This is a genomic window from Amycolatopsis sp. NPDC114505 (assembly GCF_055633615.1).
Map to the genome: position 1 here is coordinate 749,726 of NZ_JBVKDV010000004.1, position 26,486 is coordinate 776,211.

The 26,486-nt window shown below is 71.5% G+C and carries 31 protein-coding genes; 2 read left to right on the top strand and 29 right to left on the bottom strand.

The features are described from left to right. Nucleotides 1-65: 65 nt before the first annotated feature. From ACZ7OU_RS41230 to ACZ7OU_RS41275, 10 genes are all read right to left on the bottom strand, one after another. Nucleotides 66-1,340, bottom strand: a complete 1,275-nt coding sequence (locus ACZ7OU_RS41230) for a deoxyguanosinetriphosphate triphosphohydrolase (RefSeq protein ID WP_470259466.1) — start codon at nt 1,338-1,340, stop codon at nt 66-68. 34 nt (nt 1,341-1,374) lie between these two features. Next, nucleotides 1,375-2,028, bottom strand: a complete 654-nt coding sequence (locus ACZ7OU_RS41235; RefSeq protein WP_470259467.1) for a YdcF family protein — start codon at nt 2,026-2,028, stop codon at nt 1,375-1,377. A 32-nt stretch (nt 2,029-2,060) separates the two neighbouring features. Beyond that, nucleotides 2,061-2,666 carry a response regulator transcription factor gene (locus tag ACZ7OU_RS41240; protein WP_470259468.1) on the bottom strand — a complete coding sequence of 202 codons (606 nt, stop codon included), beginning with the start codon at nt 2,664-2,666 and terminating at the stop codon, nt 2,061-2,063. Next, complete coding sequence (locus ACZ7OU_RS41245) at nt 2,663-3,865, bottom strand: sensor histidine kinase (RefSeq protein ID WP_470259469.1); 1,203 nt, start codon at nt 3,863-3,865, stop codon at nt 2,663-2,665. Before ACZ7OU_RS41245 ends, ACZ7OU_RS41240 begins: the two co-directional genes overlap by 4 nt. 29 nt (nt 3,866-3,894) lie before the next feature. After that, nucleotides 3,895-4,635 carry an ABC transporter permease gene (locus ACZ7OU_RS41250; protein WP_470259470.1) on the bottom strand — a complete coding sequence of 247 codons (741 nt, stop codon included), beginning with the start codon at nt 4,633-4,635 and terminating at the stop codon, nt 3,895-3,897. Continuing rightward, nucleotides 4,632-5,564 (bottom strand): ABC transporter ATP-binding protein, encoded by a 933-nt coding sequence (locus tag ACZ7OU_RS41255; RefSeq protein WP_470259471.1) that lies wholly within the window; start codon nt 5,562-5,564, stop codon nt 4,632-4,634. The genes ACZ7OU_RS41250 and ACZ7OU_RS41255 overlap by 4 nt, the downstream gene beginning before the upstream one ends. A 94-nt stretch (nt 5,565-5,658) precedes the next feature. Beyond that, entirely contained in the window at nt 5,659-7,047 is a 1,389-nt protein-coding gene (locus ACZ7OU_RS41260; protein WP_470259472.1) for a glycine--tRNA ligase, read from the bottom strand. An 83-nt stretch (nt 7,048-7,130) separates the two neighbouring features. After that, the gene (locus ACZ7OU_RS41265) at nt 7,131-7,778 is read right to left on the bottom strand and encodes a class F sortase (protein WP_470259473.1); all 648 of its coding nucleotides are present in this window, start codon (nt 7,776-7,778) and stop codon (nt 7,131-7,133) included. A gap of 80 nt (nt 7,779-7,858) precedes the next feature. Then, nucleotides 7,859-8,497, bottom strand: a complete 639-nt coding sequence (locus ACZ7OU_RS41270) for a class F sortase (protein ID WP_470246008.1) — start codon at nt 8,495-8,497, stop codon at nt 7,859-7,861. Then, on the bottom strand, nt 8,498-9,583 hold the full coding sequence (locus tag ACZ7OU_RS41275; protein ID WP_470259474.1) for an LPXTG cell wall anchor domain-containing protein: 1,086 nt from the start codon (nt 9,581-9,583) through the stop codon (nt 8,498-8,500). Between the two features lie 276 nt (nt 9,584-9,859). On the opposite strand from ACZ7OU_RS41275, the gene ACZ7OU_RS41280 reads away from it, so the two are divergent. Further along, complete coding sequence (locus ACZ7OU_RS41280; RefSeq protein WP_470246006.1) at nt 9,860-10,225, top strand: ArsR/SmtB family transcription factor; 366 nt, start codon at nt 9,860-9,862, stop codon at nt 10,223-10,225. After that, nucleotides 10,225-10,638 carry a Fur family transcriptional regulator gene (locus ACZ7OU_RS41285; protein WP_470246005.1) on the top strand — a complete coding sequence of 138 codons (414 nt, stop codon included), beginning with the start codon at nt 10,225-10,227 and terminating at the stop codon, nt 10,636-10,638. The genes ACZ7OU_RS41280 and ACZ7OU_RS41285 overlap by 1 nt, the downstream gene beginning before the upstream one ends. 832 nt (nt 10,639-11,470) lie before the next feature. Here the strand turns inward: ACZ7OU_RS41285 and ACZ7OU_RS41290 are convergent. The 19 genes from ACZ7OU_RS41290 to hrcA form a co-directional block, all read right to left on the bottom strand. After that, a complete protein-coding gene (locus tag ACZ7OU_RS41290) occupies nt 11,471-12,187 on the bottom strand; it encodes a TIGR03943 family putative permease subunit (RefSeq protein ID WP_470259475.1) in 717 nt (238 codons plus the stop codon). Continuing rightward, nucleotides 12,184-13,185 carry a permease gene (locus ACZ7OU_RS41295; protein ID WP_470259476.1) on the bottom strand — a complete coding sequence of 334 codons (1,002 nt, stop codon included), beginning with the start codon at nt 13,183-13,185 and terminating at the stop codon, nt 12,184-12,186. The genes ACZ7OU_RS41290 and ACZ7OU_RS41295 overlap by 4 nt, the downstream gene beginning before the upstream one ends. A gap of 119 nt (nt 13,186-13,304) precedes the next feature. Then, nucleotides 13,305-13,730 (bottom strand): YbjN domain-containing protein, encoded by a 426-nt coding sequence (locus ACZ7OU_RS41300; RefSeq protein ID WP_470246002.1) that lies wholly within the window; start codon nt 13,728-13,730, stop codon nt 13,305-13,307. Next, entirely contained in the window at nt 13,727-14,539 is an 813-nt protein-coding gene (locus ACZ7OU_RS41305) for an isoprenyl transferase (protein ID WP_470246001.1), read from the bottom strand. Before ACZ7OU_RS41305 ends, ACZ7OU_RS41300 begins: the two co-directional genes overlap by 4 nt. 40 nt (nt 14,540-14,579) lie before the next feature. Further along, complete coding sequence (gene recO, locus ACZ7OU_RS41310) at nt 14,580-15,341, bottom strand: DNA repair protein RecO (RefSeq protein ID WP_470246000.1); 762 nt, start codon at nt 15,339-15,341, stop codon at nt 14,580-14,582. A gap of 52 nt (nt 15,342-15,393) precedes the next feature. Beyond that, nucleotides 15,394-15,864 carry a CD225/dispanin family protein gene (locus ACZ7OU_RS41315; protein WP_470245999.1) on the bottom strand — a complete coding sequence of 157 codons (471 nt, stop codon included), beginning with the start codon at nt 15,862-15,864 and terminating at the stop codon, nt 15,394-15,396. A gap of 68 nt (nt 15,865-15,932) precedes the next feature. Beyond that, on the bottom strand, nt 15,933-16,985 hold the full coding sequence (locus tag ACZ7OU_RS41320) for an RDD family protein (RefSeq protein ID WP_470245998.1): 1,053 nt from the start codon (nt 16,983-16,985) through the stop codon (nt 15,933-15,935). Nucleotides 16,986-17,171: 186 nt separating this feature from the next. Further along, on the bottom strand, nt 17,172-17,621 hold the full coding sequence (locus ACZ7OU_RS41325) for a DUF2752 domain-containing protein (protein WP_470259477.1): 450 nt from the start codon (nt 17,619-17,621) through the stop codon (nt 17,172-17,174). Then, nucleotides 17,618-17,944, bottom strand: a complete 327-nt coding sequence (locus ACZ7OU_RS41330; RefSeq protein WP_470245996.1) for a CD225/dispanin family protein — start codon at nt 17,942-17,944, stop codon at nt 17,618-17,620. The genes ACZ7OU_RS41325 and ACZ7OU_RS41330 overlap by 4 nt, the downstream gene beginning before the upstream one ends. Nucleotides 17,945-17,970: 26 nt before the next feature. Continuing rightward, nucleotides 17,971-18,276, bottom strand: coding sequence for a CD225/dispanin family protein (locus tag ACZ7OU_RS41335; protein ID WP_470245995.1), 306 nt, complete (start codon nt 18,274-18,276; stop codon nt 17,971-17,973). Nucleotide 18,277: 1 nt separating this feature from the next. Beyond that, nucleotides 18,278-19,174, bottom strand: coding sequence for a GTPase Era (era, locus tag ACZ7OU_RS41340; RefSeq protein WP_470245994.1), 897 nt, complete (start codon nt 19,172-19,174; stop codon nt 18,278-18,280). Then, nucleotides 19,171-19,509: a cytidine deaminase gene (locus tag ACZ7OU_RS41345; RefSeq protein ID WP_470259478.1), complete on the bottom strand. Its 339-nt coding sequence runs from the start codon at nt 19,507-19,509 to the stop codon at nt 19,171-19,173. Before ACZ7OU_RS41345 ends, era begins: the two co-directional genes overlap by 4 nt. After that, a complete protein-coding gene (locus ACZ7OU_RS41350; RefSeq protein WP_470259479.1) occupies nt 19,502-20,848 on the bottom strand; it encodes a hemolysin family protein in 1,347 nt (448 codons plus the stop codon). Before ACZ7OU_RS41350 ends, ACZ7OU_RS41345 begins: the two co-directional genes overlap by 8 nt. Nucleotides 20,849-20,857: 9 nt before the next feature. Beyond that, a complete protein-coding gene (ybeY, locus tag ACZ7OU_RS41355; protein ID WP_470259480.1) occupies nt 20,858-21,430 on the bottom strand; it encodes an rRNA maturation RNase YbeY in 573 nt (190 codons plus the stop codon). Continuing rightward, nucleotides 21,427-22,503, bottom strand: coding sequence for a PhoH family protein (locus tag ACZ7OU_RS41360; RefSeq protein WP_470259481.1), 1,077 nt, complete (start codon nt 22,501-22,503; stop codon nt 21,427-21,429). Before ACZ7OU_RS41360 ends, ybeY begins: the two co-directional genes overlap by 4 nt. A gap of 87 nt (nt 22,504-22,590) precedes the next feature. Further along, the gene (locus ACZ7OU_RS41365) at nt 22,591-22,953 is read right to left on the bottom strand and encodes a histidine triad nucleotide-binding protein (RefSeq protein ID WP_470259482.1); all 363 of its coding nucleotides are present in this window, start codon (nt 22,951-22,953) and stop codon (nt 22,591-22,593) included. 381 nt (nt 22,954-23,334) lie between these two features. After that, a complete protein-coding gene (locus ACZ7OU_RS41370) occupies nt 23,335-24,087 on the bottom strand; it encodes a 16S rRNA (uracil(1498)-N(3))-methyltransferase (RefSeq protein ID WP_470259483.1) in 753 nt (250 codons plus the stop codon). A 2-nt stretch (nt 24,088-24,089) separates the two neighbouring features. Continuing rightward, a complete protein-coding gene (gene dnaJ, locus ACZ7OU_RS41375; RefSeq protein WP_470245987.1) occupies nt 24,090-25,259 on the bottom strand; it encodes a molecular chaperone DnaJ in 1,170 nt (389 codons plus the stop codon). A gap of 31 nt (nt 25,260-25,290) precedes the next feature. Further along, the gene (gene hrcA / locus ACZ7OU_RS41380) at nt 25,291-26,313 is read right to left on the bottom strand and encodes a heat-inducible transcriptional repressor HrcA (protein ID WP_470245986.1); all 1,023 of its coding nucleotides are present in this window, start codon (nt 26,311-26,313) and stop codon (nt 25,291-25,293) included. Between the last annotated feature and the right edge of the window lie 173 nt (nt 26,314-26,486).

A 26,486-nucleotide genomic window follows, 5' to 3' on the forward strand; every position in this document is an offset into this window, starting at 1 on the left:
TCCAGACACACGTGATGCCTCTCCAGACTCGGGTGATGCCTCGCCGGACACGCGGGGCGGGACCGTCAGCGGTGGTGGCGGGTTACGTGCCAGGAGTACCACGTGTGGGCTTGGGCGTCGGTCAGGGAGGCGACCTGGTCGATCACCACCCGGAGCAGACCCGCGTCGTCGCGGGCCGCGTTCCAGGCCGGGACGAACAGCGGGTCCAGGGACTCCGGCGCGCGGCGGGCCAGCGCGTGGACCAGCTCCACCAGCAGCTCGCGCTGGCCCTCCTGCATCGCCAGCCGGCGGTGGTCGCTCATCACGTACCGCAGCGCCAGCGCCTTCAGCAGCGCCACCTCCGCCGCGACCTGCTCCGGGACGCACAGCCGCGCCCGGTACCGCCCCAGCGGCCCCTCGCCGAACTCCGCGCGGGTGCCCGTGACCGCCGCCGTCGTGAAGCGGCCGACCAGCTCGCTCGTCAACCGCTTCAACGCCACCTGGGCTCCCGGTGAGCCGTCCGGCTCCGACGACGTCAGCGCCGCCACCACCGGCAGTGCCAGCAGCTCCGCCGCCGCATCCTCCAAAGTGGACACCGACTGGGCCGAGAAGTGCTTGGCCGCGGCCTCCGCGACGGCCGCGCGCTCGTCCGGGTGGGCGAGCACGCGCAGCTTGATCCGGCCGGCCAGCACGCCGTCCTCGACGTCGTGGACCGAGTACGCGACGTCGTCCGCCCAGTCCATGATCTGCGCTTCGAGGCAGGTCTGCTCCGACGGCGCCCCGGAACGGACCCAGTCGAACACCGGCACATCGTCGGCGTACACGCCGTACTTCACCTGTCCCGGCTTGCGCGACCACGGGTACTTCGTGGTCGCGTCCAGGCACGCGCGGGTCAGGTTGAGCCCGACCGGATCACCGTCATCGGAGAGCAGTTTCGGCTCCAGCCGGGTGAGGATGCGCAACGTCTGCGCGTTGCCCTCGAACCCGCCGCACGCGGCCGCCACCGAATCGAGCGCTCGCTCGCCGTTGTGCCCGAACGGCGGGTGCCCGATGTCGTGCGCCAGCCCGGCGGTGTCCACGAGATCCGGGTCCGCACCCAGCTCCTCGGCGATGCCCCGCCCGATCTGCGCGACCTCCAGCGAGTGCGTCAGCCGGGTGCGCGGGACGCCGGTGACCTCGGCGCCCTCCCCCGGCCCGACCACCTGGGTCTTGCCGGCGAGCCGCCGCAGCGCCGCCGAGTGCAGCACGCGGGCCCGGTCGCGGGAGAACGCGCTGCGCCCGTCCGCGCGCGTGCCGGGCAGCGCCGCGCCCTTCGCCGGTTCCGGCAGCAGGCGGGCGGTGTCGTGCTCCGTGTAGTCCACCCGACCAGCCTAAACGGCGGGACCGACAAAAATCTCAGCCCAGGAACGTGGCGAAGAGGTCGTCGGCCGGGGTCTTCGTCAGCCGGTAGTACAGCAGCGCGCCGGTCTCGCGGACGATGTAGCGCACCTGGGTGACGCGCTCCTGCACGATCGGCCCGCTGTGCGTCGGCGCGGTCCAGGCGTCCAGCCCCAGGTCGTCGGCCATGGTCCGGGCCCGGAACGAGTGCCACGGGTCGCTGACGAGCACCGCCGTGTGCCAGCCGCGTCCCTGGACCTCGTCCGCGACCGCCCGGAGGCTGCGCAGCGTGTCGCTGCCCTCCCCGACGGCCAGCGTCGCGGTGGACGGAACGCCGTGCCGCGTCAGCCAGAGCTGACCGGCGCGAGCCTCGGTGAAGTTGTCCTCGGCCTTCTTGCCGCCCGCGGTGACGATCGTCTTCGCGACGCCCGCGTCGTAGAGCTGCTTCGCCTTGACCAGCCGCGCCGCGTAGATGTCCGACGGCTTGCCGTTGTACTGCGCCGCGCCCAGCACCACGATGACGTCGGCGTGCGTGCGGTCGTTCTCGCGCGCGACCTGCCAGACTCGGAACGCCGTGCCGCCGACGAGCGCGAGCAGCATGAGGACCGTGCCGAAGGCGATCCGGCGCGCCCAGCTCGCGCGCGTCGGCTTCGTACGTTCAGCGGTACCCACCCGCCCCATCTTGTCAGACGGCCGCGCGCCGCTCAGAGCCAGCCGCGCTCCTCGGAGACGCGGACCGCTTCGGCCCGCGTCCGGGCACCCGTCTTGCCGATCGCGGCGGACAGGTGGTTGCGCACGGTCCCTTCCGACAGGTGCAGGGCCCGCGCGACGTCGGCCACCGTGCTGCCGTCCTTGGCTTCCCGCAACACGTCCCGCTCGCGCCCGGTGAGCGGGCTGGCGCCGGTGGCCAACGACTCGGCGGCCAGCGCCGGGTCGACCACCCGCAGTCCACTGTGGACTCGACGGACGGCCTCGACGAGCTGCTCGGGCGGGGCGTCCTTGACGACGAACCCGGCCGCGCCCGCCGCCATCGCGCGGGCCAGGTAGCCGGGCCGGCCGAACGTGGTGCAGATGATCACCCGGCACGACGGCAGCGCGGCCCGCAGGTCGGCGGCCGCCTCCAGGCCGTCCTTGCCCGGCATCTGCACGTCGAGCAGGGCGACGTCGGGCTTGGTCTCCCGCGCGGCGGCGACCACCTCGTCGCCGGAGCCGACCTGCCCGACCACCTCGATGTCCGGTTCGAGGCCGAGCACGGTCGCCAGCGCGCCGCGCACCATGGCCTGGTCGTCGGCCAGCAACACCCGGATCAAACGAGTCCTCCCGCGGGTTCGGCGCGCACGGCCGGGGCCGCCGCGCGAGGTTCCGGCAGCGGGATCTCCGCCCGCACCAGCAATCCTCCCCCGGGCCGCGCCGACGTCCGCAACGTCCCCCCGACGGCGGCGAGCCGCTCCCGGAGCCCGCGCAGGCCGTTGCCCGCGACGACCTCGGTGGCGGTGCCGTCGTCCTCGATCTCCAGCCAGGTGTCCCCGAGCTTCACCTTGACCAGCTTGGCCCCGGAATGCCGCAGCACGTTCGTCACGGCTTCGCGCAGCACGTATCCGAAGACACTTTGGAACTCCGGCCGCACGTTGTCGACCGCGTGCGGCAGGTCGGCATCGATCTCCGCGGCCCGCAACGCCGCCCGGGCGCCGACGATCTCCGCCGACAAGGACACCTCCCGGTACTCCGACACGGTGGCGCGGACGTCGGACAGCGCGCTGCGGGTGAGGCTCTCGACCTCGCGGATCTCCTCGACCGCCCGCGGGATGTCGCCGGCGCTCTCCAGCACCCGCCGGGCCAGCCCGGCCTTGACGGTGATCGTGGTGAGGCTGTGCCCGAGCAGGTCGTGCAGGTCGCGGGCGACGCGCTCGCGTTCGTTCGCCACGGCGAGCGTGGCGATCTCCTCGTTGGCCAGCTGCAGCCGCCGGACCGCGCGGACCAGGCTGGACATGAAGAACATCGCCATCGTCACCGACCCCACGGTGACCAGGTCGCCCCAGTTGTCGGCGAAGCGGCCGTTCACCAGCAGGATCACCGCCGCGACCAGCAGCGCGGCGCCGTCGAGGAGCACCACCCAGGCCAGCGGCAGCAGGAACACCAGCGCGGCGGTGCCGTAGAGCAGGACGAACGGGTTGGTGTGCGTCACGGCGACCACCGTCAGGCCCAGGGCGAGCATCCAGACGCTGTAGGCGAAGCGGAACGGGCGGCCGCGGTCGAACGCGATCGGGAAGAGCGCGTAGGACACCGCGACGCCGTAGACGAGCACCCACAGCGCCACCACGCCGAAGGTCACCCGGTCCACGGCCAGCAGCGTCTTCGTCACGGGGATGAGGTAGGGCAGGGTGAACACGATCGACAGGAACGGCCACCGGAACTTGTCCGGCCCGCTCTTGCCCCGGTTGGGCGGCGGGTCCTCCCACCACGTGGCGTGGTTGCCCAGCCCGTACTGCTGCGATTCGTCCTTGGCCATCGCCGTTCCCATTCCCCTGTCCCCGGCCCTCAGACCCGGGCGCTGTCCTTACGGTAACGCCTGATCACCAGCGCTCCGAGCACGACCGTCCACGCCCCGAGCACGCCGGCGGCCTGCGGCAGCGAGACCACCATGTCGCTGGTCACGGCGGGTCGCGCGACCTGCAGCACCCAGTACGTCGGCATGAGCTGCGCGACGTCGTGCATCCAGCCCGGCATGGTCTCGATCGGGATCCACAGGCCGCCGAGGAAACCCATGCCGAGGGTGACGATCATGTTGACCGGCTGCATGGAATCGGGCGTGCCGAACTGGCCGAGCAGCAGCCCGAGCAGGACCAGCGGGATCGTGCCGAGCCAGATCCCGGCGAAGATCCGCACCCAGCCCGCGGCGTCGAGGTGCACGCCCTCGGCCGTCACGGCCAGCAGGGGCACGAGGATCAGCGCGGGCAGCCCCACGAGCATCCCCGAGATGCCCTTGCCCGCCAGGTAGCCGGTGCCGGTCAGCGGGGTCAGGCGCAGCTGCCGCTGCCAGCCGAGCGCGCGTTCCAGGGCGAGCCGGGCGCCGCTGTTCGTCGCCGCGGCGAACGTCCCGAACGTCATCATGTTGATCATGATCGCGGCGGCGATCGCGGCGTGGTCCGGCGCGTCCGCTTTCGTGAAGACGTTGGCCTGCAACAGGAACATCAGCACCGGGAACGCGACGACGAAGATCAGGAACCGCGGCGCCCGGAAGTTCCGGCGGATCTCGGTGAGCAGGTAGGCGGCGTTCATCGCACGGACTCCGGGGTCTCGTCGGCGGTCAGGGAGAGGAAGGCGCCTTCGAGGCCGACGGCGCTGATCTCGACGTCGTGGACGGCGGGCACCACGGCCTTGAGCGCCCACAGCGTCGCGTCGGAATCGCCGGTGGAGATCGCGACGCGGTCGCCGCGCAGCTCGAACTCCTTGACGCCGGGCAGCGCCGCGATCGCGGCTTCGGTGGCGCCCGGGACGGCGGCCCGCAGCGTGCGGCCGCCGGCCAGCGCGCGGACCTCGGCGACCGACCCGTCGGCGACGACGCGGCCGCGGCGCATCAGCACCACGCGGTCGGCGAACTCCTCGGCTTCTTCGAGGTAGTGCGTGGCGAACAGGACCGTGCGGCCGGACTCGGTGAACGAGTACATCGACTGCCAGAACTCGCGGCGAGTCCCGACGTCCATCGCGGCGGTCGGCTCGTCGAGGATCAGCAGGTCCGGGTTGCTCACCAGCGCGACGGCGAAGCGCACGCGCTGCTTCTGCCCGCCGGAGAGCTTGTTGGCGCGGCGGCCGGCCAGCTCTTCGACGCCGGCGGCGCGCAGGGCTTCGGCCACCGGCATCGGCCGGCGGTGCAGGGCCGCGACCATGCCGACGGTCTCGCCGACGGTCAGGTCGTCCATCAGGGCGCCGCCCTGCAGCATCGCGCCGATCAGGCCGGCGCGGACCGCGTCGACCGGCTTGCGGCCGAACACGCGCACGTCGCCCGCGTCCGGCGTGGTCAGGCCGAGGATCATGTCGACGGTGGTGGACTTGCCCGCGCCGTTGGGGCCGAGCAGGGCGACCACCTCGCCCGGGGCGATCGTGAGGTCGACGCCGTCGACCGCGTGGACGTCACCGTAGTGCTTGCGCAGGCCGGCGAGGTGGACCGCGGCCCCCGCCGCCACCGCCTGGATGTCTTTTTCTCGCATGCCCCCAGGCTGCCGCCCGGGAGGCCCGGGTCCCCGGATCGTGCGTCACGGATTGACCGTGACAGGTGTCAGGGGTGCCCGGGCTCCGGGTGGTTCAGCAGCCGATCAGGCGGCCGGCCAGGTACGACTCCAGCTTGTCGATCGCGACGCGTTCCTGCGCCATGGTGTCGCGGTCGCGGACCGTGACGGCGTTGTCCTCGAGGCTGTCGAAGTCGACCGTCACGCAGTACGGCGTGCCGATCTCTTCCTGACGGCGGTAGCGCTTGCCGATCGACCCGGCGTCGTCGAAGTCGATGTTCCAGTGCTTGCGCAGCAGGTCGGCGACGGCCTTCGCCTTCGGGGTCAGGTCGGCGTTGCGCGACAGCGGCAGCACCGCGGCCTTGTACGGCGCGAGCCGCGGGTCGAGCTTCAGGACCACGCGCTTTTCGGTGCCGCCCTTGGCGTTCGGCACCTCGTCCTCGTGGTAGGCGTCGATCAGGAACGCCATCATCGACCGGCCGACACCGGCCGCCGGCTCGATCACGAACGGCCGGAACCGCTGCTTCGAGGTGGGGTCGAAGTACGACAGGTCCACGCCCGAGTGGTTCGAGTGCGTGGTCAGGTCGAAGTCGGTGCGGTTGGCGATGCCCTCGAGCTCACCCCACTCCTGACCGGCGTTGAACGAGAACCGGTACTCGATGTCGACGGTCCGCTTCGCGTAGTGCGAAAGCTTTTCCTTCGGGTGCTCGAAGTGGCGCAGGTTCTCGGCGCTGATGCCGAGATCCGTGTACCACTTCGTGCGCTCGTCGATCCAGTACTGGTGCCAGGTCTCGTCTTCGCCCGGCTCGACGAAGAACTCCATCTCCATCTGCTCGAACTCGCGCGTCCGGAAGATGAAGTTGCCCGGCGTGATCTCGTTGCGGAACGACTTGCCGATCTGGCCGATGCCGAACGGCGGCTTCTTGCGGGCCGTCGTCTGCACGTTGAGGTAGTTGACGAAGATGCCCTGCGCGGTCTCCGGGCGGAGGTAGTGCAGGCCCTCTTCGGACTCCACCGGGCCGAGGTAGGTCTTCAGCATCATGTTGAAGTCCCGCGGCGCGGTGTACTTGCCGCGGGTGCCGCAGTTCGGGCAGGGCACGTCGGACAGGTCGTCCTCGGTGGTCTCCTTGCCGGTGCGGCCGGCGTACTCCTCGGCGAGCTGATCGGCGCGGAACCGCTTGTGGCACGAGAGGCACTCGATCAGCGGGTCGGTGAACACGTTGACGTGCCCCGAAGCCACCCACACCTGGCGCGGCAGGATGACCGAGGAGTCGAGGCCGACGACGTCGTCGCGGCCCTGGACCACGGTCTTCCACCACTGGCGCTTGATGTTGTCCTTGAGCTCGACCCCGAGCGGCCCGTAGTCCCACGCCGAGCGGGTACCGCCGTAGATCTCTCCGCTGGCGAAGACGAAACCACGGCGCTTGCACAGGCTGACTACGGTATCGATGGTGTTCGTGGGCACTCCACGCTCCGGAAGCATGCGGGGACGGTTATCGGACTTGAACGTCCAGGGTATCCGCCGGGGCCGAGTCCTTTTCGCGCAGGCTACGGCCGGGTCACCAGCGACGCCGTCACGACGCGGTTGTCCTCGTATCCCTCGGTCCCGCCGACGTACTCGCCACCGCAGGTGACCAGGAGCAGCTTGTGCGGGCCGTCGGGGTCGAACAGCTGCGCCGAGCGGCCGGCCAGCTCGGACTTGTGGATGGTCTCGGTCGCGTCGACCCGGTAGACCCAGGCACCGCCGGCGGCGTCGGTCAGCTTGACCTCCTGCCCCTGCTTGACCTGCCAGAGCTCGTTGAACGGGCCTTTCTTCCCCTTCCAGTTCACGTGCCCGGACAGCAGCGCGACCCCGTGGTCGGCGCCCAGCTTCGCGCCCCACCAGGCGGCTTCGTCGAGCCCCTCGGGGATCTTGAGGGCGCCCGCGTCGTCGAGGTCCTCTTGGACGAGCTTCGCGGCGCCGCCACCGGGGAGAGACAGCTGCGAGGGCGTCTGGCCGGTGTCCTGCTTGGTCTGCTGGCCAGCGGGCTGCTCCGCGACGGGCGTGGTCGTGCCGTTCGCGCCGGCGGGTTCATCCTTTCCGGTGAAGATGAGCAGCGTGGCGACGAGCGCCGCGACCACGAACGCGCCGGCGACGCCGACGATCCACCAGCGGCCGAGGCCCTTCTTCGGTTCCGCCGGGTTCTGCTCCTGCATGCGCCTGTGCTCCTTCGCTGGTCGTGCCGTTGCGAAGACACACATGCGCCGACGGGCGCGGGAGGTTGCACCGAACTCGATCAGCCGGCGGGGCGCGTCACCAGCTTGGCCGTGACCAGGCGGTTCTCGTCGTAGCCCTCGGTGCCGCCGACGTAGTCGCCGCCGCACGTCACCAGGACCAGGCGGTGCGGGCCGTCCTGGCCGAACCACTTCGCGGCCTGCTCCGGCAGCGTCTCCTTCGGGAGCGTCACCACGCTGTCGACGCGGTAGACCCAACGGCCGCCGCGCGCGTCGGCCACGCTGACCTCGTCGCCCTCGCGCATGCGCCAGAGCTCGTCGAACGGGCCCCGGTGCCCTTCCCAGTTCACGTGCCCGGACAGCAGCGCCGCACCCTGGGCCGCGCCCAGCTTGGCGCCCCACCAGGCGGCGTCGCCCAGGCCGCGCGGGATCGGGAGCACGCCGCGGTCGGTGAGCTCCGTGCGGACCAGGCGGGCGGTGGCGCCGTCGGGCAGGCGGACCGTGCCCGGGCGCTGCTGCGCGGCGGACTCGCTGTCCGCGGGCAGCACGGCCGGGGCCGCGTTCTCCCCCGGCAGCGAGCCGGGCGGTGGCGCGGCGAGCGCCGTCGGCTCGGGCGGCAGCCAGGTCAGCAGGATGACGCCGGCCGCGAAGGCGGCCACGGCCAGCGCCGCCGAGACGGCGGCCAGCCCGGTGCGCAGCACCTAGTCCGTCCCGGACTTGCGCCGCCTGCCGAGCAGCAGCGCGACGGCCCCGAAGAACACCCCGCCGAAGAGCAGGCCGATGCCGAGCGGGACGCGCGAGCCGTCGCTGCCGGTGTCGGGCTCGGCCGCGCCGAGGTACCCGGCCGGGACCTGGGTCGGCACCGCGGCCTGCGTCGCGCTCGTGCCGCCGCCGGTGGCGCCCGCGGCCTTCGCGACGAAGCCCTTCGGCACCGAGCAGCTGACCCCGCCGAGCACGATGTTCGTCTGCACGTCCTGCAGCGCGGTGCCCGCGGCGTCCTTGACGTGGGTGGTGATCTCGACGTGCCAGCCGGCGACGGCGGTGTAGTCGCCCCCGCGCCAGCCGTCCTGGCGGATCAGCTGGTCGAACGCGGCGACGCGGGTCAGCCTGAGGTCGGAGACCGTGGTGTCCTTGCTCGCGTTCGCGATGTCGCCGGGCGGGCCGAGCCGCAGGTTCTTCAGCTCGAGGCCCGCGGTGCCGCCGGGCATCGGGACGATGCCGAGCCCGCCGTCCTGGCGCACCCACAGCCGGCTCACCGACGACGTGCCGGTCAGCTTCGACGGCGCGGTGCAGTCCACCGACGTCTTCGCGCCTTCGAGCACGAGCACGGTGTCGTCGAGCGCCTTCGCGCCGCCCTGCCAGGAGTCGCGCAGCGCGTAGTTGGTCTCGGCGACGGCGGTGGGCACGGTGGTCGCCTGCAGCGCGGCGACGACGTTGTGGTCGCGGCTCGCGACGCCCGCCGGGTACGGGTTGCCGTCGCTGTAGCGGCCGAGGTCGATCCGGTAGTGCCCGCCGAACGTCGCGCGCTCGCCGTCGTCCTTGGGCACCGTGACGCGGTCCGTGCCGAGCTTCGACTGGCCGGGCAGCAGCGGCGAGCGCTGGGTCTCGGTGATGAGGGCGCCGCCCTTCTGGCCCTCGGTGCCGATCCGGACCGACGCGATGTTCGCGAACGAGACCGGCCCGGTCTTCTCGTCGACGGCCTGGCTCTGCGCCCCGGCGACCCCGGCTCCGACCAGCGGGAAGAGGACGACCGTCACCGCGGCTGCCTTGGTTGCGAAACGGATCATGTCTCCCCACTGCTCTGCTCGGGCGGGTCGCCAGCGTACGAGAAGCGACGAAACGCTCCGCGACAACCTTGCACCGTCGGCCACGACATGCGAAGCCGAAGAGGCAATTACCCACGAACTCACCCGAATGGAGTACTACGACCGGCCGTAATCCGCAAGGCGCGATCACGGAGCGGGTGATATCGCGGGGAACACTAGGATGGGTGGTGCCGTTATCGGCAATGACTACGGAATTCATGGTCGCCGGCGGCGATGACGAGCAGCGTGGAGGCGGGAATGGCGACAGTCACCGGGGGTGGCGCCCAGCCGGGCCTCGCTGAGTGCGCTCCTGCGGCGGCCCAGGCGCCGGCGCACCCGCCCGCGTCGGTCCTCAACGACGCGGGCGACCTGTTGCGCGCGCTGGCGGCCCCGGTCCGGATCGCGATCGTGCTGCAGCTGCGCGCGGCCGACCGGTGCGTCCACGAGCTGGTGGACGCCCTCGACGTCGCCCAGCCGCTGATCAGCCAGCACCTGCGGGTGCTGAAGACGGCCGGGGTGGTCCAGGGCGAGCGGCGCGGCCGCGAGGTCGTCTACCGGCTCGCCGACGACCACCTGGCGCACATCGTCGTCGACGCCGTCGCCCACGTGCAGGAAGGAAAGTGATGAACGCCGTCGTACCGCGCGGCCAGGCCCCGGTGCCCGGGCGCCGATCGACCCGCCAGCGCGCGGCGGTCGTCGAGCTGCTGAGCACCGTCGACGACTTCCGGTCGGCCCAGGAACTGCACGACGAGCTGCGCAAACGCGGCGACGGCATCGGCCTGACGACGGTCTACCGCACGCTGCAGTCGCTGTCGGAGGCCGGCGAGATCGACGTGCTGAGGACGGACTCGGGCGAGGCGATCTACCGCCGCTGCTCGGCGCACCACCACCATCACCTGGTGTGCCGCCTGTGCGGCCGCACGGTGGAGGTCGAGGGGCCGGCGGTGGAGCGCTGGGCGGAGAAGATCGCGGCCGAGCACGGCTTTTCGGAGATCTCGCACACGGTGGAGATCACCGGCACCTGCGCGGAGCACTGACCCGCCCGGCCACGCGAGGTCGCGGATGACTCACTCGCGACATGCCCAGCCTCGCGCCGGCATCCGCGCCGATCCGCCGCGCGGTGGCCGGCGGCCGCGGATGTGGCGACGGCGGGCCGGCCCGGGTCCGGCGAGCTGGGCCAGCCGGCCTGAGACCGGTTGAGATGCTGAACAGCGATGGCCGGGCCGCGTTGCCGGACGGCCCCGCCCGAGCCAAGCTCCGCCCGGTCAAGCCGAGCGCCGGGACGAGCGCCGGGCGACGGGGCAGCCGGCGGACCGATGCGCTGGCCACGAGGGGCTCACTCGAGACCCCCGCCACTCGGTGAACCGAGCCCACACGGCCCGGCCCGCCGCCGGCGGCGGCCCGGCGGGCGCCAGTGGCCCTGCCGGGAAACGAGCCGACCCCGGGACAACTCGACCTCAAGCCGCGGCCCAGCCCACCGCCAGCGGCGGCCCCGCGGGCGCCAGCGGCCCTGCCGGGAAACGAGCCGACCCCGGGACAACCCGACCTCAAGCCGCGGCCCAGCCCACCGCCAGCGGCGGCCCCGCGGGCGCCAGCGGCCCTGCCGGGAAACGAACCGCCCCCGGGACAACCCGACCTCAAGCCGCGGCCCAGCCCACCGCCAGCGGCGGCCCCGCGGGCGCCAGCGGCCCCGCCGGGAAACGAACCGCCCCCGGGACAACCCGACCTCAAGCCGCGGCCCGGGCGGTCCTGCCCGGCCGGCTCCAGGCCGGGCCGGGTGCGTCCGGCGGGGACCCAGCGCGGCCGCGCTCGGCACACCCCCGTGCCGCACGCCTGCGGCCACGGCGGGCGATCGCGCGACCAGCTTCGTCAGTACTCGTACGGGTCCTTCGGGGCCGGGACCGTCGTCATCGAAGCCAAGGTGAAGTCGGGCGTGTAGCTGTTGTCCTTCGTCGCCGTGCCGGGGACGGCCTGGCCCGTCACCTGGATCCACGCGTCGCTCGCGAGGTGGTCGGCTTCGCCGCCGCGGAGGTGGACCGTCACCGGGAACGCGTCCGCCGCGCAGCAGCTGATCACCAGGCGGGCCAGGAGCGTGCGGCCGCCGGTGTGCACCACGAAGCCGGTCAGCGAGATCGTGCGGTGGTCGAGCGTGCCCGACGCGTCCCAGCCCGCCCGGCTGACGAACTCGTTCACCGACAGCGGCACCACGTTCCCCGCGGGCAACGGCGGGAAGGCGGCCGCGTTGGCGGCGGCCGCGCTCGCCGGGACCCGGGACTCGGTGCGGATCACCGAGTCCGCGCCCAGTGCGGGCGGTGCCACCAGGAAGACCGCCAGCACCGGCACCAGCAACAGCCACGCGGGCCGCGCCGAGTGCGAATGACCATCGTGCTCGACGGCTTTCGCCCGCGCGGCAACGAGGTCGCGCACGATCGCGACGGCCCCGAGCAGCACCATGACCGCCCCGCCGGCGATGATCCATGGCTGCTGTGCCGGCTTGACGTAGCGCAGGTAGTCGCCGTTGACCGCGATCTTGACCAGCGCGCCGCCGAGCAGGATCAGCAGGATGTTCTGCGTTTCGCGCCTCATGCCAGCCCCACCACCGATCCGGCCACCACCGCACACGCCGCCGCGACCACGAACGTCACCGGGGCGAACCGCACCGCGAACGACTTGCCGAACGTGCCCGCCTGCAGCGCGAACAGCTTCACGTCCACCGCCGGCCCCACCACCAGGAACACCAGCTTCGGCAGCATCGGCATCGCCGTCAGCGACGCCGCCACGAACGCGTCCGCCTCGCTGCACAGCGCCAGCACCACCGCCAGCACCGCCATCACCACGATGCCCAGCACCACCTGCTCGCCCAGCACCCCGAACCAGCGAGCCGGCACCAGCACGTTCAGCGCCGACGAGATCAGCGCCCCCAGCACCAGGAAGCCACCCGCCTCGACCAGGTCCGTGCGGGCCGTCTCGGCGAACACCCGCCAGCGGTGGCCGCTCGGGACGTCGGGCAGGCGCCGCAACGCGCGTTCGGTGATCCACTCCAGCTTGCCCCAGCGGGCCCACAGCCAGCCCATCACCATCGCCGTCGCCAGCGAACCCGCGAAGCGCGCCAGCACCATCTCGGGCTTGCCCGGGAACGCCACCGCCGTCGCGACCAGCACCACCGGGTTCACCGCCGGCGCCGCCAGCAGGAACGTCAACGCCGCTGCCGGCGCCACGCCCTGCCCCATCAGCCGGCGCGCCACCGGCACCGACGCGCATTCACAGCCCGGCAGCGCGACCCCCGCCAGCCCGGCGACACCGACCGCCGCACCGGCCCGCTTCGGCAGCACCTTTTCCAGCACCCGGGCAGGCACGAACGCCGCGATGGCCCCGCTGATCAGCACGCCCAGCACGAGGAACGGCAGGGCCTGCACGCAGACCGCGACGAACACGGTCGAGCCGGTGCGCAGCGCGGGCACGTCAAACGCCTGCTGCAGCCAGCCCTGGGCGAGGATCGCGACCAGCAGGATCGCGCACAGCACCTCGACGGAGCTGATGCGGAACCGGCGGGTGCGCCGGGCCGAGTCGGAAACGATGTTCACGAAGGCGATGATGCCAGCCCGGTCCGACAGCCCGGGCGCCGCACAGCCGCGAACGGTCGGGAAGTGCCGGTTTCCGACCGGAATTCGCCGTTCGCGGCGGAAACAACGCCCCGAGTGGGTTACTCGCCGGGCACGATTCCCGGCAAATCGGTCCGCAGCTGCGAAGCCGTCGACACCACCAGCATCAGCAACGTCCCGAGCGCCGCCTCGTCCAGGCCCGCCGCCGGGAACGCGTACCGCAGCGTCACGTCCACGCCGTTGTCGGAGTGCCCGACGCCCAGCGTCCCGAACAGTCCCTGCCCCGCCCGCTCGGCGACGGCGACCGACAGCTCCGGCCCGTCCGCGAGGTCCCAGCCGACCACGCAGGTCAGCGACAGCACGGTGAGGCCTTCGCCGAGCCGGGTCGCCTGGATCACGCACGGGACGTCGCCGTGGGAGAACGTCAGCGCACCGTCGTCGTCGACGTGCACCTCGAGGTAGCGCTCGAGGGATTCCTTCGCCTGCGTAAGCAGTTCCGCGGTCTCGGCCGCTTCGGTCGCGCTCATGACGACGCCTGGTCGACAGCGCCGCCGAAGCGGCGATCCCGCTTCGCGAACTCCAGGCACGCGCGCCACAGGTGCGTCCGGTCGAAGTCCGGGAACAGCGTGTCCTGGTAGACCATCTCGGCGTAGGCCGACTGCCACAGCAGGAAGTTCGACGTCCGCTGCTCGCCCGAGGGCCGCAGGAACAGGTCCACGTCCGGCATGTCCGGCTGGTACAGGTACTTGCCGATGGTCTTCTCGGTGACCTTGCCGGGATCGAGCTTGCCGTCGGCGACGTCCCGCGCGATCCGCTGCATCGCGTCACCGAGCTCGGCACGGCCGCCGTAGTTGACGCACATCGTCATGTTCAGCGCCGTGTTGTCCTTGGTCTTCTCCTCGGCCGCCTGCAGCTCCTTGATGACCGACGCCCACAGCTTCGGCCGCCGTCCGGCCCAGCGGATGCGCACGCCGATCGAGCCGAGGTAGTCGACCTGGCGGCGGATCGTGTCGCGGTTGAAGCCCATCAGGAACCGCACCTCTTCGGGGCTGCGCTTCCAGTTCTCCGTCGAGAACGCATACACCGAGAGCCACTTGACGCCGATCTCGACCGCGCCGGCGGCCACGTCGATCATCACCGCTTCGCCGCGCTTGTGGCCTTCGATCCGCGGCAGGCCGCGCTGGTTGGCCCAGCGGCCGTTGCCGTCCATGACCAGCGCGACGTGCTTCGGGACCAGCTCGCGCGGGATCTCCGGCGGCTTCGCGCCGGACGGGTGCGGATCCGGGGCTCGCAGCTCGTACCGCGACGCCTTGTTCTCGCGTCCCCTGCGCAGCACTGCGAGCCTCCCTGGATGGTGAAACCGATCAGGGCCGACCCTACTGCCCGGGCACGACCGTCTCCCGAGCGCGTCGCTCGACCAGGGGAAGGGACCGGAGCTGACGCTCCAGATGCCACTGCAGGTGGGCCGCGACCAGGCCGCTCGCGTCGCGGCGGGTGCCCGGCAGGGTCGACTCGGCCATCGGCCATTCGCCGTGGAGGAGGGCGGTGAGCAGGTCCAGGACCTCGGGCGCGGGGTGCACCGATCCCGGGACGCGGCAGTCCTGGCACATCGAGCCGCCGGCCGCGACGCTGAACGCGACGTGCGGGCCGGGCAGGCCGCAGCGGGCGCACTCGGTGAGCGCGGGCGCCCAGCCGGCGTAGGACATCGCGCGGAGGAAGAACGCGTCGAGCACGAGGGACGCGTCACGCTCCCCGGCGGCGAGGGAACGCAGGGCGCCGCAGACGAGGAGGTAGAGCTTGAGCACCGGTTCGCCCTCTTCGGCCGAGAGCCGGTCCGCGGTTTCGGCGATCGCGCTGGCCGCGGTGTAGCGCTGGTAGTCGGCGACCAGCGGCAGCGCGAACGCGTCGACGGTTTCGACCTGGGTGATCACGTCGAGCGTGCGCCCGGTGTAGAACTGCACGTCGACGTGGCCGAACGGCTCCAGCCGGGCCCCGAACCGCGAAGACGTCCGCCGCACACCCTTCGCGACGGCGCGGACCTTGCCGTGCCGGCGCGTGAGCAGGGTGATGATCCGGTCGGCCTCACCCAGCTTGTGCGTGCGCAACACCACCCCGGTGTCGCGGTAGAGGTTCACCACCCCGACATCGTCCCACTCTCGGGCGATGCCGGGGTGGAGCGCCCCGCGGAAGTCAGCAGTAGTAGCCGTAGCAGGTGCTGACGGCGACCGCCGAGGCGATGATCACGATGATCGCCACGACGCAGCCGATGCTGCCCAGGATGGTGGAGATCAGGCAGAGCGTCTTGGTGGTGCGCGACGCCTGCTCCGCCATCATGTAGTTGCCCTGCATCTTGTACGTGCCGACCTCGTTCGACTTCATGATCGCGAAGATGCCGAGGATCAGGCCGCCCAGGAAGAGCGAGGCGATCGCCCAGCCCTTGTAGTCCTTGATGGCGTTGATGTCGCCGCCACCGCCGGGCATGCCGTAGCCGGGGGCGCCGAAGCCGCCGGACGGGGGCTGGCCGTACGGCGCGGGCTGGCCGTAGGCGGGCATCCCGCCCGACGGCGTGCCGTAGGGCTGCTGCGGCTGCTGCTGCGGGAAACCGCCGGACTGCGGCTGCTGACCGTAAGGCGGCTGCTGCTGGCCGTAGGGATTGGTCATGAACGTCTACCCCAATTACTCGTGAACGTCCCGCCGGGTCACCCCGGCGGTGGTGCGGGAAAAGTGCCTCAGTGCTGCGGCGGCTGGTCGTTCGGCGGCTGGCCGAACTGGCCCGGCTGGAGCTTCTGCGTCGCTTCGGGTCCGCCCTGACCTTCGGGGCGGAGCATCTGCGTCCGCTCCGCCTCCTCGTCGAACGGAGACGCGCCGCCGGGGCGGAGCATCTGGGTCCGCTCGGCCTGCTCGTCGAACGCGGACGACGGCTGCTGGCCGGGGGGCGGCGCCAGCGGCTGGCCGAACCCACCGGACTGCGGCTGGTCGAACCCGCCCGGCTGCGGCTGCTGCCCGAAGCCGCCCGGCGCGGGCTGCTGCGGGAAACCACCCGGCTGCGGCTGGTCGAAGCCGCCGGACGGGGGCTGCTGCGGGAAGCCGCCGGGCTGCTGGCCGAACTGACCCGGCTGCTGACCGGCCGGCGGGTAGCCGCCGAACGGCTGCGCACCGGGCTGGCCCGCGCCGGGCTGCCCGTAGGCGCCGTTGTCGTCGGCGTTGACGACGACCGTGCCGACGATCTTGTCGGCGAGGGTCTGGGACTTGTCGTCCCACAGCGGCCACAGCCAGCCGACGTAGCAGATGACGCCGTCGACGAAGTGGGCGAGGTCGCGCAGGAACGCCATGCCGGCGCCGATCGGCTGCCCGGTGGCCTCGCTGACCAGCTTGATCTTCGCGACGCGCTTGCCGAGCGACTGACCGGTGTTGCCCTGCTGGATCCAGCGGTTGAAGACCGCCCAGCCGATCCAGGCGAGCGTGCCGAGGATGACGACGATCTGCAGGATGCCGATCTTCCCCATCAGCGCCACGATGATGAAGATCAGGTACAGCAGGGCCAGCGGGCCCATGTCGATGAGCCAGCCGAGTGCGCGCTGGCCCCAGTTCGCGTAGTTTTGTGGTGCACCGAAGGGATTCCCCGGCTGGCCGAACGGCGCCTGCTGCCCGTATGGTGCCGGCTGCCCGAAGGGCGCGGGCTGACCGTACGGCGGCGGCGCCTGACCGGGCGGCGGTTGTCCGAACGGCTGCTGGCCCCCGGGCTGCTGCCCGAACGGCTGCTGACCGTAGGGATCGGTCATCTGGGTCTCCCCCTCGCTGGTCACTCCACCGCACGTTTCGCGCGGAACCGGTGCGAATGTACGGCACTGGTCCGCGGGAGCGTACTCGGTTCACCTGCGGCCGCGCTGCCCAGGCATCCACTGTCCGGGTGAACCGGACGAGCCTCCGACGCGGTGCGTGGCGAAGCGGTTCCCGTGCGTCGAAAGTCAGACCCGCAGGCCGGTGAACGGGGCGAACGGGAGGTTGCGAATGACGAACCAGACGGCGAACACGACGCCGACGGTCAGCGGCGTCCACCGCCAGTGCAGCCAGCTGTTCACCCAGCGGCCGCGCAGCCGCCCGACCGTCCAGGCGGCCGTGCTCCAGACGAACAAGAGGATGAAGACGAGCGACACGGCGTTGTAGTGCAGGGCCGCGGGGAGATCGCCGTGCATCAGGCTGTACGCCATCCGCATACCGCCGCAGCCCGGGCAGTCGATGCCGAACAGCGCCTTGGTCGGGCAGACGGGGAGCCAGCCGCCGGGGGTGGTCGGGTCGCCGATGAGGACCGCCGCGCAGCACACGCCGAGCCCGCCGACGACGGCCATCGGGGCGCCGAGCGCGCGCAACGTGGCCCTGGCGCCGCGGGCCGGGTATCCCGTGTAGACGGTCGTCATGGCACCAACGACCAGAACGAGACGCCGACGAGGGCGAACATGACCAGGACGAACGCGAGGTAGAGCACGACCAGCGCCGCGGACGCGATCGCCGACCACATCGCCCACTTGCGGGCTTCGTCGGCGGCTCGGTGCGCTTCGGCGTGGAAGCCCTGGAACCACAGGGAGTTGACCTGACTCGCCTTCACGATGGCGACGATACCCAACGGCAGGCAGCACATCACCGTCGACAGGATCGCCCAGACCAGGTTGTTGTCCGGCGGCGGCCCGTAGTTCGGCACCCAGCCGGGCGGCGGCGGGTACTGCGGGTAGGGCTGGGTCACCGGGATCGCCTCCTGCTGCGTCGTCGTCAGTTCGACGCGGCGTCGTCGGTGAGCGTTCCGAAGAGCAGGACGATCGTCACGATCGCGGCGACCCACAGGACGGCGCCGGCGACGGCGGCGACGACCGCCCACCGCCGGGCGTCGCGAGCCGACGCCAGTGCCGCGTCCTGCTCGCCCTGCGCCCAGAGCTTTTCGACCTTGGCGGCCTGGTAGATCGAGAGGACGCCGAACGGCAGGCAGCACAGGACGGCGCTGACGATCCCCCAGACCAGGTTGGTCGCGGGCGGGGGCCCGGGGTTGTAGTCGGCGGGCGGCCGCGGCTGCTCGGCCACGTCAGAACCCGAGCCGGCGCAGCTGACGGGGGTCGCGCTGCCACTCCTTGGCCACCTTGACGTGCAGGTCGAGGTAGACCTTGGAGCCGAGCAGCGCCTCGATGTTCTTGCGCGCGGTGGCCCCGACCTCGCGCAGCCGCTCGCCCTTGTGCCCGAGGATGATGCCCTTCTGGCTGGGCCTTTCCACGTACAGGAACGCGTGGACGTCGATGAGGTCGTCGCGGCCTTCGCGCGCCAGCATCTCCTCGACGGTGACGGCGATCGAGTGCGGCAGCTCGTCGCGGACGCCTTCGAGCGCCGCCTCGCGGATCAGCTCGGCGACCAGCGTCTGCTCGGGCTCGTCGGTGAGCTCGCCGCCCGGGTAGAGCTGCGGCCCCTCCGGGAGCTTGCCGACGAGGAGGTCCGCGAGCGCGCCGACCTGGAAGCCGTCCACGGCGGACACCGGGATCAGCTCCGCGAAGTCCATGACCTCCTGCAGCGCGAGGAGCTGCTCGGCGACCTGCTGCGGCTGGACGAGGTCGGTCTTGGTGACGATGCCGATCACCGGCGTGCGCTTGGCGATCTTCTGCAGCTCGGCGGCGATGAACCGGTCGCCGGGCCCGACCTTCTCGTTCGCCGGCACGCACAGGCCGACGACGTCCACTTCGGACCACGTCGTGTGCACGATGTCGTTGAGCCGCTCGCCGAGCAGGGTGCGGGGGCGGTGCAGGCCGGGGGTGTCGATGAGGACGAGCTGGGCGTCCTCGCGGTGCACGATGCCGCGGATCGCGTGGCGCGTGGTCTGCGGCTTGCTGGAGGTGATCGCGACCTTGCTGCCGACGAGGGCGTTGGTCAGCGTCGACTTGCCCGCGTTGGGCCGCCCGACGAAGCAGGCGAACCCGGACCGGTGTTCCGTCATCGCTCCAGCACCTCGAGAACCGTGCCGTCCGGGGCGGCGAGGATGATCGGCGCGTACTTCGCCAGGTCGCGGACCGCGTGCACGGACGCGCCCTTGAGCAGCCCTTCTTCGCTGACGACGGCGGCGGCTTCGATGCCTTCGGCGCCGCTGGACAGCGCCGCGGCGACGGCGGCCTGGAGCGCGGTGAGCTTGAACGACGGCTGGTCGACCGTGCCCGCGGCGTAGGTGCGGCCGTCGGTGTCGCGGACCGCGGCGCCTTCGGGGGCCTGGATGCGGGCGCGTGAGGACTTGGCCAGCGTCACCAGTTTCTGGTCCTCGGCCTCGAGGTCAGGCATGTTCGACGCTCCTGTCGCGTTCATCGGGGTTGGGCAGGCGCGTGCGGCGCCGGGTGGTGCGGTCGGCCGGGTCGGTCATCGCATCGGCGGTGGCCGGGTGCACGACCACCGAGGTGATCCGCATGCGGCCGCGCCGGTCCTTGCCGCCTTCGGCGAACAGCCGAAGGCCGGCGACCTCGGCTTCGGCCCCCGGCAGCGGGACCCTACCCAGTCGCTCCGCGAGCAGCCCGCCCACGGTCTCCACGTCGTGGTCTTCGAGGTCGATGCCGAAGAGCTCGCCCAGGTCGTCGACGCTCATCCGGGACGACACGCGGACGGCGCCGCCGGCGAGCTCCTCGACCTCGGGGCGCTCGTCGGCGTCCGACTCGTCGGTGATCTCGCCGACGATCTCTTCGAGGACGTCCTCGATGGTGAGCAGGCCGGCGGTGCCGCCGTACTCGTCGACGGCGATCGCCATGTGGTGGTGCGAGCGCTGCATCTCCTTGAGGAGCTCGTCGAGGCGCTTCGAGTCGGGGACGAAGGAGGCTTCGTTCATCAGCGTGTCGACGACCGTGCTCGACCCGTCCGGGTCCATGTACGCCGACATCAGGTCCTTGATGTTGACGACGCCGACGATGTCGTCGACCGAGTCGTCGATCACCGGGAGCCGGGTGAAGCCGGTGCGCAGGGCGAGGGCGATGGCCTGGCGGACGGTCTTGGTGCGCTCGATCCAGACGATCTCGGTGCGCGGCACCATGACCTCGCGGGCGACGGTGTCGCCGAGCTCGAACACCGAGTGGATCATCTCGCGCTCGGAGTCCTCGACGACGCCGCGTTCCTGCGCGAGGTCGACGAGCTCGCGCAGCTCGACTTCGGAGGTGAACGGGCCCTCGCGGAAGCCCTGACCGGGGGTGATGGCGTTACCGATGAGGATGAGCAGCCGGGACAGCGGGCCGAGGATCGAGCCGAGGACGCGGACCGGCCCGGCGACGTACCGGCCGACGCGGTAGGGGTGCTGGCGACCGAGGGTGCGGGGGCCGACGCCGATGAGGACGTAGCTGACCACGACCATGACGACCGCGGCGACGAGCACGGCGAGACCCAGCGGCCGGAGCCGGGTGCCGACGAAGACCGTGACGAGCACGGTGGCGGTGAGCTCGCAGCCGAGGCGCAGCAGGAGCAGCAGGTTGATGTGCCGCCGGCGTTCGGCCACGACGGCGGCGAGCTGACGGGCGCCGGGCAGCCCGAGCCGGGCAAGGCCTTCGGCCCGGGCTTGCGACACGGTGCTGATGGCGGCGTCGGCCGCCGCGAACACGCCCGCGAGGAGCACGAGCGCGATCGCGAAGAGGAGCTGGACCATGGCTGGCGCCTAGGGCGTTTCCCCGGTGGCCGGTTCGCCCGCCGGCGCGGCGCCCGTGTCGAGTCCGGCGATGCCGAGTACGCGGTCGTCGGTGTTGCGCTGGGCGTCGCGCTTCTCCAGTGCGGAGACGGCGTCCTGGTACTCGCCGAGGATCCGCTTCTGGAGGGCGAACATCTCGCGTTCCTCGGCGGGTTCGGCGTGGTCGTAGCCGAGGAGGTGGAGGCAGCCGTGCACGGTGAGCAGGTGCAGCTCGTCGATCAGGCCGTGGCCCGCGGTCTTGGCCTGGTCCTTGGCGAACGCCGGGCAGAGCACGATGTCCCCGAGCAGCGCCGGCGACGCGTCGGGCGCGTCCGGGCGGCGGGAGGAGTCGAGCTCGTCCATCGGGAAGGCCATGACGTCGGTGGGGCCGGGGAGGTCCATCCAGCGTTCGTGCAGGTCTTCCATGACTTCGAGGGTGACGAGCAGGATGGACAGCTCGGCGAGCGGGCTGACCTCCATCTTGTCGAGGGCGTAGCGGGCGGCCGAGACGATGGACGTCTCGTCGACGTCGACGCCGGACTCGTTGGCGATCTCGATGCTCACCGCCGGTTGCCCTTCCAGGCGTTGCCCTGCTGCTGGTCCTGCGCGTCCTGCACGGCCTGCCACTTCTCGTAGGCGTCGACGATGTCGCCGACGAGCTTGTGCCGGACGACGTCCTGGCTGGTCAGTTCGGCGAAGTGGAGTCCTTCGACGCCGCCGAGGATGTCGCGCACGACGCGGAGGCCGCTGCGCTGCCCGTTGGGGAGGTCGACCTGGGTGACGTCGCCGGTGACGACGATCTTGGAGCCCTGGCCGAGGCGGGTGAGGAACATCTTCATCTGCTCGGGCGTGGTGTTCTGGGCCTCGTCGAGGATGATGAAGGCGTCGTTGAGCGTGCGGCCGCGCATGTAGGCGAGCGGCGCGATCTCGATGGTGCCGGCCTGCATGAGCCGCGGGATGGACTCGGGTTCGACCATGTCGTGCAGCGCGTCGTAGAGCGGCCGCAGGTAGGGGTCGATCTTCTCGTTGAGCGTGCCGGGCAGGTAGCCGAGGCGCTCGCCGGCTTCGACGGCGGGGCGGGTCAGCACGATGCGGGTGACCTGCTTGGCCTGGAGGGCCTGGACGGCCTTCGCCATGGCGAGGTAGGTCTTGCCGGTGCCGGCGGGGCCGATGCCGAAGACGACGGTGTGCTTGTCGATGGCGTCGACGTAGCGCTTCTGGTTGAGCGTCTTGGGCCGGATGGTCTTGCCGCGGCGGGAGACGATGTTGAGGCTGAGGACCTCGGCGGGCGACGCGTCGCCGCTGGAGAGCATGCCGATGGTGCGCCGGACGGTGTCCGGGCCGACCTGCTGCCCGCCGGTGGCCAGCGTGACGAGGTCGGCGAAGACGCGCTCGGCGAAGGCGACGTCGGCGGGGGTGCCGGTGAGGGTGACCTCGTTGCCGCGGACGTGCACGTCGGCGGCGAGGAGTTCCTCGGCGACACGCAGGTTCTCGTCGCGGGAGCCGAGCAGGCTGAGCGCGGCGGCGTCGGGAATGGGGAACCGGGACTGGGCCGCCTGCACGGCGGCATCCTCGGTCTTGGCGACGTCCCCGGGGACATCGGGTCGGGCGGCGCCACCCGGTACGGTTCCGGCCACGTGGCCTCAGGCCTGCTTTCTCGGTGAGGGAGAACGGACCCCACCAACGATACTGGCACCCACCGACAGAACGCAGACGGGTTTGGGCTAGTCCTGCTCAGGAGCCCCGAAGAGCCCCAGAGGCTCACCCCCCAGGACATGGGCATGAACATGAAAAACAGTCTGCCCAGCATCAGAGTCAGTGTTGAAGACAACCCGATACCCGGACTCGGCAACACCCTCAAGCTCAGCAACCTTCCGAGCAGTGAGAGCAACCTGAGCAAGCAACTGAGGATCCCCAGCAGCAAGCTCCCCCAGGTTCCGATACCGAACCTTGGGCACGACCAGCACATGAACCTTCGCCTGAGGCCGAATATCCCGAAAGGCAAAGGTGACATCGTCCTGATAGACAACATCAGCAGGGATCTGACCAGCAATGATCCGCTCGAAGAGAGTCTCATCCTCACTCATGGAAGACACCCTATCGACCCCAGCCGCCAACAAGACCGGCACCGAGCGGGGGGTCCGGGGGGAACCCCCGGCTGGGGGTCTGGGGGTTTGACCCCCAGAAGACACAACGAACGCGAAGCGGCCCAACGACCGAAGCGAAGCGAGGAAGGGGGCCGCGGAGCGGTAGACCCTGGGGGTCGATCTACCGCTGCCGCGGCGGCCGCCGGACCGAGGGGGGAGGTGCCCGGCGGAGCTTTGTAACTTCCCAGTGGCGCGGCACCCGGTTCGGGCCGTGACGGTCCGGAACGGTGCGTGCTGCGTTAGTAAACGAGAGTAACGGGTCGGAGTGTGATCGCGCCATAACTGGGCGCAAAATCGGGGTTCTTTTTTCCGGTGATCTTTTCACCGCCACCGGGCGGTGAGGGCGCCCAGCGCGCCGAGTGCGACGGCCGCGGCGGTGGAGGTGCGCAGCACTGTCGTCCCGAGGCGGACGGCTCGAGCGCCGGCTTCGCGCAGGGTGTGGAGCTCGTCGTCGGTGATGCCGCCTTCGGGGCCGACGACCAGGAGGATGTCGCCGGTGTCGGGCAGGTCGAGGTCGGTGAGGCGGTCGGGGACGTCGGACTCGAGCACGATCGTCAGGGAGGTGGTGGCGATCAGTCCGGCGAGCTCGTGGGTGCCGGCGGGTTCGGTGACGTCGGGGATGTGGGCGCGCCGGGCTTGTTTGGCGGCGGAGCGGGCGGTGGCCCGCCAGCGGGCGAGGGCTTTGTCGCCGCGTCCGCCGTCGTCCCACTTGGCGACGCTGCGGGCGGCGCGCCAGGGGACGATCGCGTCGATGCCGGCTTCGGTGGCGAGCTCGACGGCGAGCTCGCCGCGGTCGCCTTTGGCGAGGGCTTGGGCGAGGACGACGCGCAGGGCGGGCGGTTCCTCGGTCCAGCTCTCCTCGACCGTGAGCGTCAGGACGGCGTCGCGGCCGGGCTGGACGGCTTCGACGACGCAGCGGGCCATGGTGCCCGCGCCGTCGGAGAGGACCAGCCGCTCCCCCGCGCGCAGGCGGCGGACGGTGGCCGCGTGCCGGGCTTCCTCGCCGTCGAGGACCGCGTGCCCGCTCTTGGGCACCGAGGCGGCGAGGAAGACCGGCAGGGTGGTGTCGGGCACGGTCAGCGGTGGTTCTTGGCGCGCAGCTTGGAGAACAGGCCGCCGTGCTTGGTGCCGTTTGACGCCAGGGTCGGGACTTCTTCGCCGCGCTGCCGGGCGAGCTCGACGAGGAGCTCGCTCTGGGCCTCGTCGAGCTTCGTCGGGACCACGACGTCGATGTGGACGTGGAGGTCGCCGCGGCCGTCGACGCGGCCGGAGGACCGCAGGCGGGGCATGCCCTTGCCGGTGAGGACGAGCTCGGCGTTGGGCTGGGTGCCGGCTTCGACGTCGAGCTCGTAGTCGCCGTCGATGAGCGTCGAGATGGGCACCGTGGCGCCGAGGGCGGCGGTGGTCATCGGGATGCGGAAGTTGCAGTGCAGGTCGTGGCCCTGCCGGACGAAGACCTCGTGCGGGGTCTCGTCGATCTCGACGTAGAGGTCGCCGGCCGGGCCGCCGCCGGGGCCGACCTCGCCCTGGCCGGAGAGGCGGATGCGCATGCCGTCGCCGACGCCCGGCGGGATCTTCGCGGTGACGTTGCGGCGGGCGCGGATGCGGCCGTCGCCGCCGCACTGGCGGCAGGGGTCGGGGATGACCTCGCCGAAGCCGCGGCAGACCGGGCACGGGCGGGCCGTGACGACCTGGCCGAGGAAGGACCGCTGGACGGACTGGACCTCGCCGGCGCCGCCGCAGGTGTCGCAGGTCTTGACGCCGGTGCCTTCGGTGGTGCCGGCGCCGCGGCAGAGGTCGCAGACGATCGCGGTGTCGACGGCGATCTCCTTGTCGACGCCGGTGGCGCAGTCCTCGAGGGACAGGCCGAGCCGGATCAGCGCGTCGGAGCCGGGCTGGACGCGGCTGCGGGGTCCTCGCCCGCGTCCGCCGCCGCCGCCCCCGGCCGCGCCGAAGAAGGCGTCCATGATGTCGCCGAGGCCGCCGAACCCGGCGAACGGGTCGCCGCCGCCCCCGCCGCGCGCGCCACCGTCCATCGGGTCGCCGCCGAGGTCGACGATCTTGCGCTTCTGCGGGTCGGACAGCACCTCGTAGGCCGTCGTCACCTCGCCGAACTTGTGCTGCGCGTCTTCCGACGGGTTGACGTCGGGGTGCAGCTCCCTGGCCAGCTTCCGGTACGCGCGCTTGATGTCCTGATCGCTCGCGTTCTTGGCCACCCCGAGGATGCCGTAGTAGTCCCTCGCCACCGTCTCTGCTTCTCCTTCTGCTCTGCCCGGCTCAGCGGCCGGCCAGGATCTGCCCCACGTAGTTGGCGACCGCGCGCACCGCGGCGATCGTGCCGGGGTAGTCCATCCGGGTCGGGCCGACCACCCCCATGCCGCCGAGCACCATGTCCTGGCCGTATCCGATCGAGACGACCGAGGTGCTGCGCATCTGCTCGTCCTCATTTTCCTCACCGATGCGCACGGTGATCGCACCGGGGTTGCGCGCGGCGGCCAGGAGCTTCAGCACGACCACCTGCTCCTCGAGGGCTTCGAGGACCTGGCGCAGCGAACCCGGGAAGTCGGCGACGTTCCGCGTGAGGTTCGCGGTGCCGCCGAGGACCAGGCGTTCTTCGGGGTGTTCGGCCAGCGACTCGACCAGGACCGTGGTGACGCGGATGAGCGCGTCCCGCAGCTCGCCTGGCGCCTTGTCGGGCAGCTCGGCGACGCGCGCGGCGGCCTCGTTGAGCCGGCGGCCGGACATGGCCGTGTTGAGCACCGAGCGCAGCCGCGCCACGTCCTCTTCGGTGACGACGTCGCCGAGGTCGACCGTGCGCTGGTCGACGCGGCCGTTGTCGGCGATCAGCACCAGCATCAGCCGCGCCGGGGTGAGCGGCACCACCTCGAGGTGGCGCACCTTGGCGTTGGTCAGCATCGGGTACTGGACGACGGCGACCTGCCGGGTCAGCTGCGCGAGCAGCCGGACCGAGCGGCGGAGGACGTCGTCGAGGTCGGTGCCGCTGTCGAGGAAGGTGGTGATGGCCCGCCGCTCGGCCGCGCTCAGGGGCTTGATCTCCGAGAGCCGGTCGACGAAGAGCCGGTAGCCCTTGTCGGTCGGCACCCGCCCCGCGCTGGTGTGCGGCTGGGTGATGTAGCCCTCTTCCTCGAGAGTGGCCATGTCGTTGCGCACGGTGGCGCTCGACACGCCCAGGTTGTGCCGTTCGACGATCGCCTTGGAGCCGACGGGTTCCTGGTTGGACACGTAGTCGGCGACGATCGCGCGCAGCACGTCGAAGCGGCGCTCGTCCGCGTTGGCCACCGTTCCTCACCTACTTCGCTCGCTGCTCACCTTGAGTTTACGGAAGCCTGAGCCGGTCGTGCTCAACCCCGGGGGTGCGCGTCGGGTAAAGAGCGGACAAACGAATTCCCATGCATTCTTCTCGAAATGAATTTCCGGCTTGAAGCGGGAACCGAAAAGCGGTTGGCTGCCTC

Bases quoted from the DNA above. Each gene is read 5' to 3' on its own strand.
- ACZ7OU_RS41320 (WP_470245998.1), bottom strand. From the start codon at position 16,985: ATGACCGATCCCTACGGTCAGCAGCCGTTCGGGCAGCAGCCCGGGGGC.
- era (WP_470245994.1), bottom strand. From the start codon at position 19,174: ATGACGGAACACCGGTCCGGGTTCGCCTGCTTCGTCGGGCGGCCCAAC.
- ACZ7OU_RS41345 (WP_470259478.1), bottom strand. From the start codon at position 19,509: ATGCCTGACCTCGAGGCCGAGGACCAGAAACTGGTGACGCTGGCCAAG.
- ACZ7OU_RS41265 (WP_470259473.1), bottom strand. From the start codon at position 7,778: ATGCAGGAGCAGAACCCGGCGGAACCGAAGAAGGGCCTCGGCCGCTGG.
- ACZ7OU_RS41255 (WP_470259471.1), bottom strand. From the start codon at position 5,564: ATGCGAGAAAAAGACATCCAGGCGGTGGCGGCGGGGGCCGCGGTCCAC.
- ACZ7OU_RS41365 (WP_470259482.1), bottom strand. From the start codon at position 22,953: ATGAGTGAGGATGAGACTCTCTTCGAGCGGATCATTGCTGGTCAGATC.
- ACZ7OU_RS41325 (WP_470259477.1), bottom strand. From the start codon at position 17,621: ATGACGACCGTCTACACGGGATACCCGGCCCGCGGCGCCAGGGCCACG.
- ACZ7OU_RS41275 (WP_470259474.1), bottom strand. From the start codon at position 9,583: ATGATCCGTTTCGCAACCAAGGCAGCCGCGGTGACGGTCGTCCTCTTC.
- ACZ7OU_RS41245 (WP_470259469.1), bottom strand. From the start codon at position 3,865: ATGGCCAAGGACGAATCGCAGCAGTACGGGCTGGGCAACCACGCCACG.
- ACZ7OU_RS41250 (WP_470259470.1), bottom strand. From the start codon at position 4,635: ATGAACGCCGCCTACCTGCTCACCGAGATCCGCCGGAACTTCCGGGCG.
- ACZ7OU_RS41350 (WP_470259479.1), bottom strand. From the start codon at position 20,848: ATGGTCCAGCTCCTCTTCGCGATCGCGCTCGTGCTCCTCGCGGGCGTG.
- ACZ7OU_RS41290 (WP_470259475.1), bottom strand. From the start codon at position 12,187: ATGAGGCGCGAAACGCAGAACATCCTGCTGATCCTGCTCGGCGGCGCG.
- ACZ7OU_RS41315 (WP_470245999.1), bottom strand. From the start codon at position 15,864: ATGACCAATCCCTACGGCCAGCAGCAGCCGCCTTACGGTCAGCAGCCG.
- ACZ7OU_RS41285 (WP_470246005.1), top strand. From the start codon at position 10,225: ATGAACGCCGTCGTACCGCGCGGCCAGGCCCCGGTGCCCGGGCGCCGA.
- ACZ7OU_RS41280 (WP_470246006.1), top strand. From the start codon at position 9,860: ATGGCGACAGTCACCGGGGGTGGCGCCCAGCCGGGCCTCGCTGAGTGC.
- ACZ7OU_RS41300 (WP_470246002.1), bottom strand. From the start codon at position 13,730: ATGAGCGCGACCGAAGCGGCCGAGACCGCGGAACTGCTTACGCAGGCG.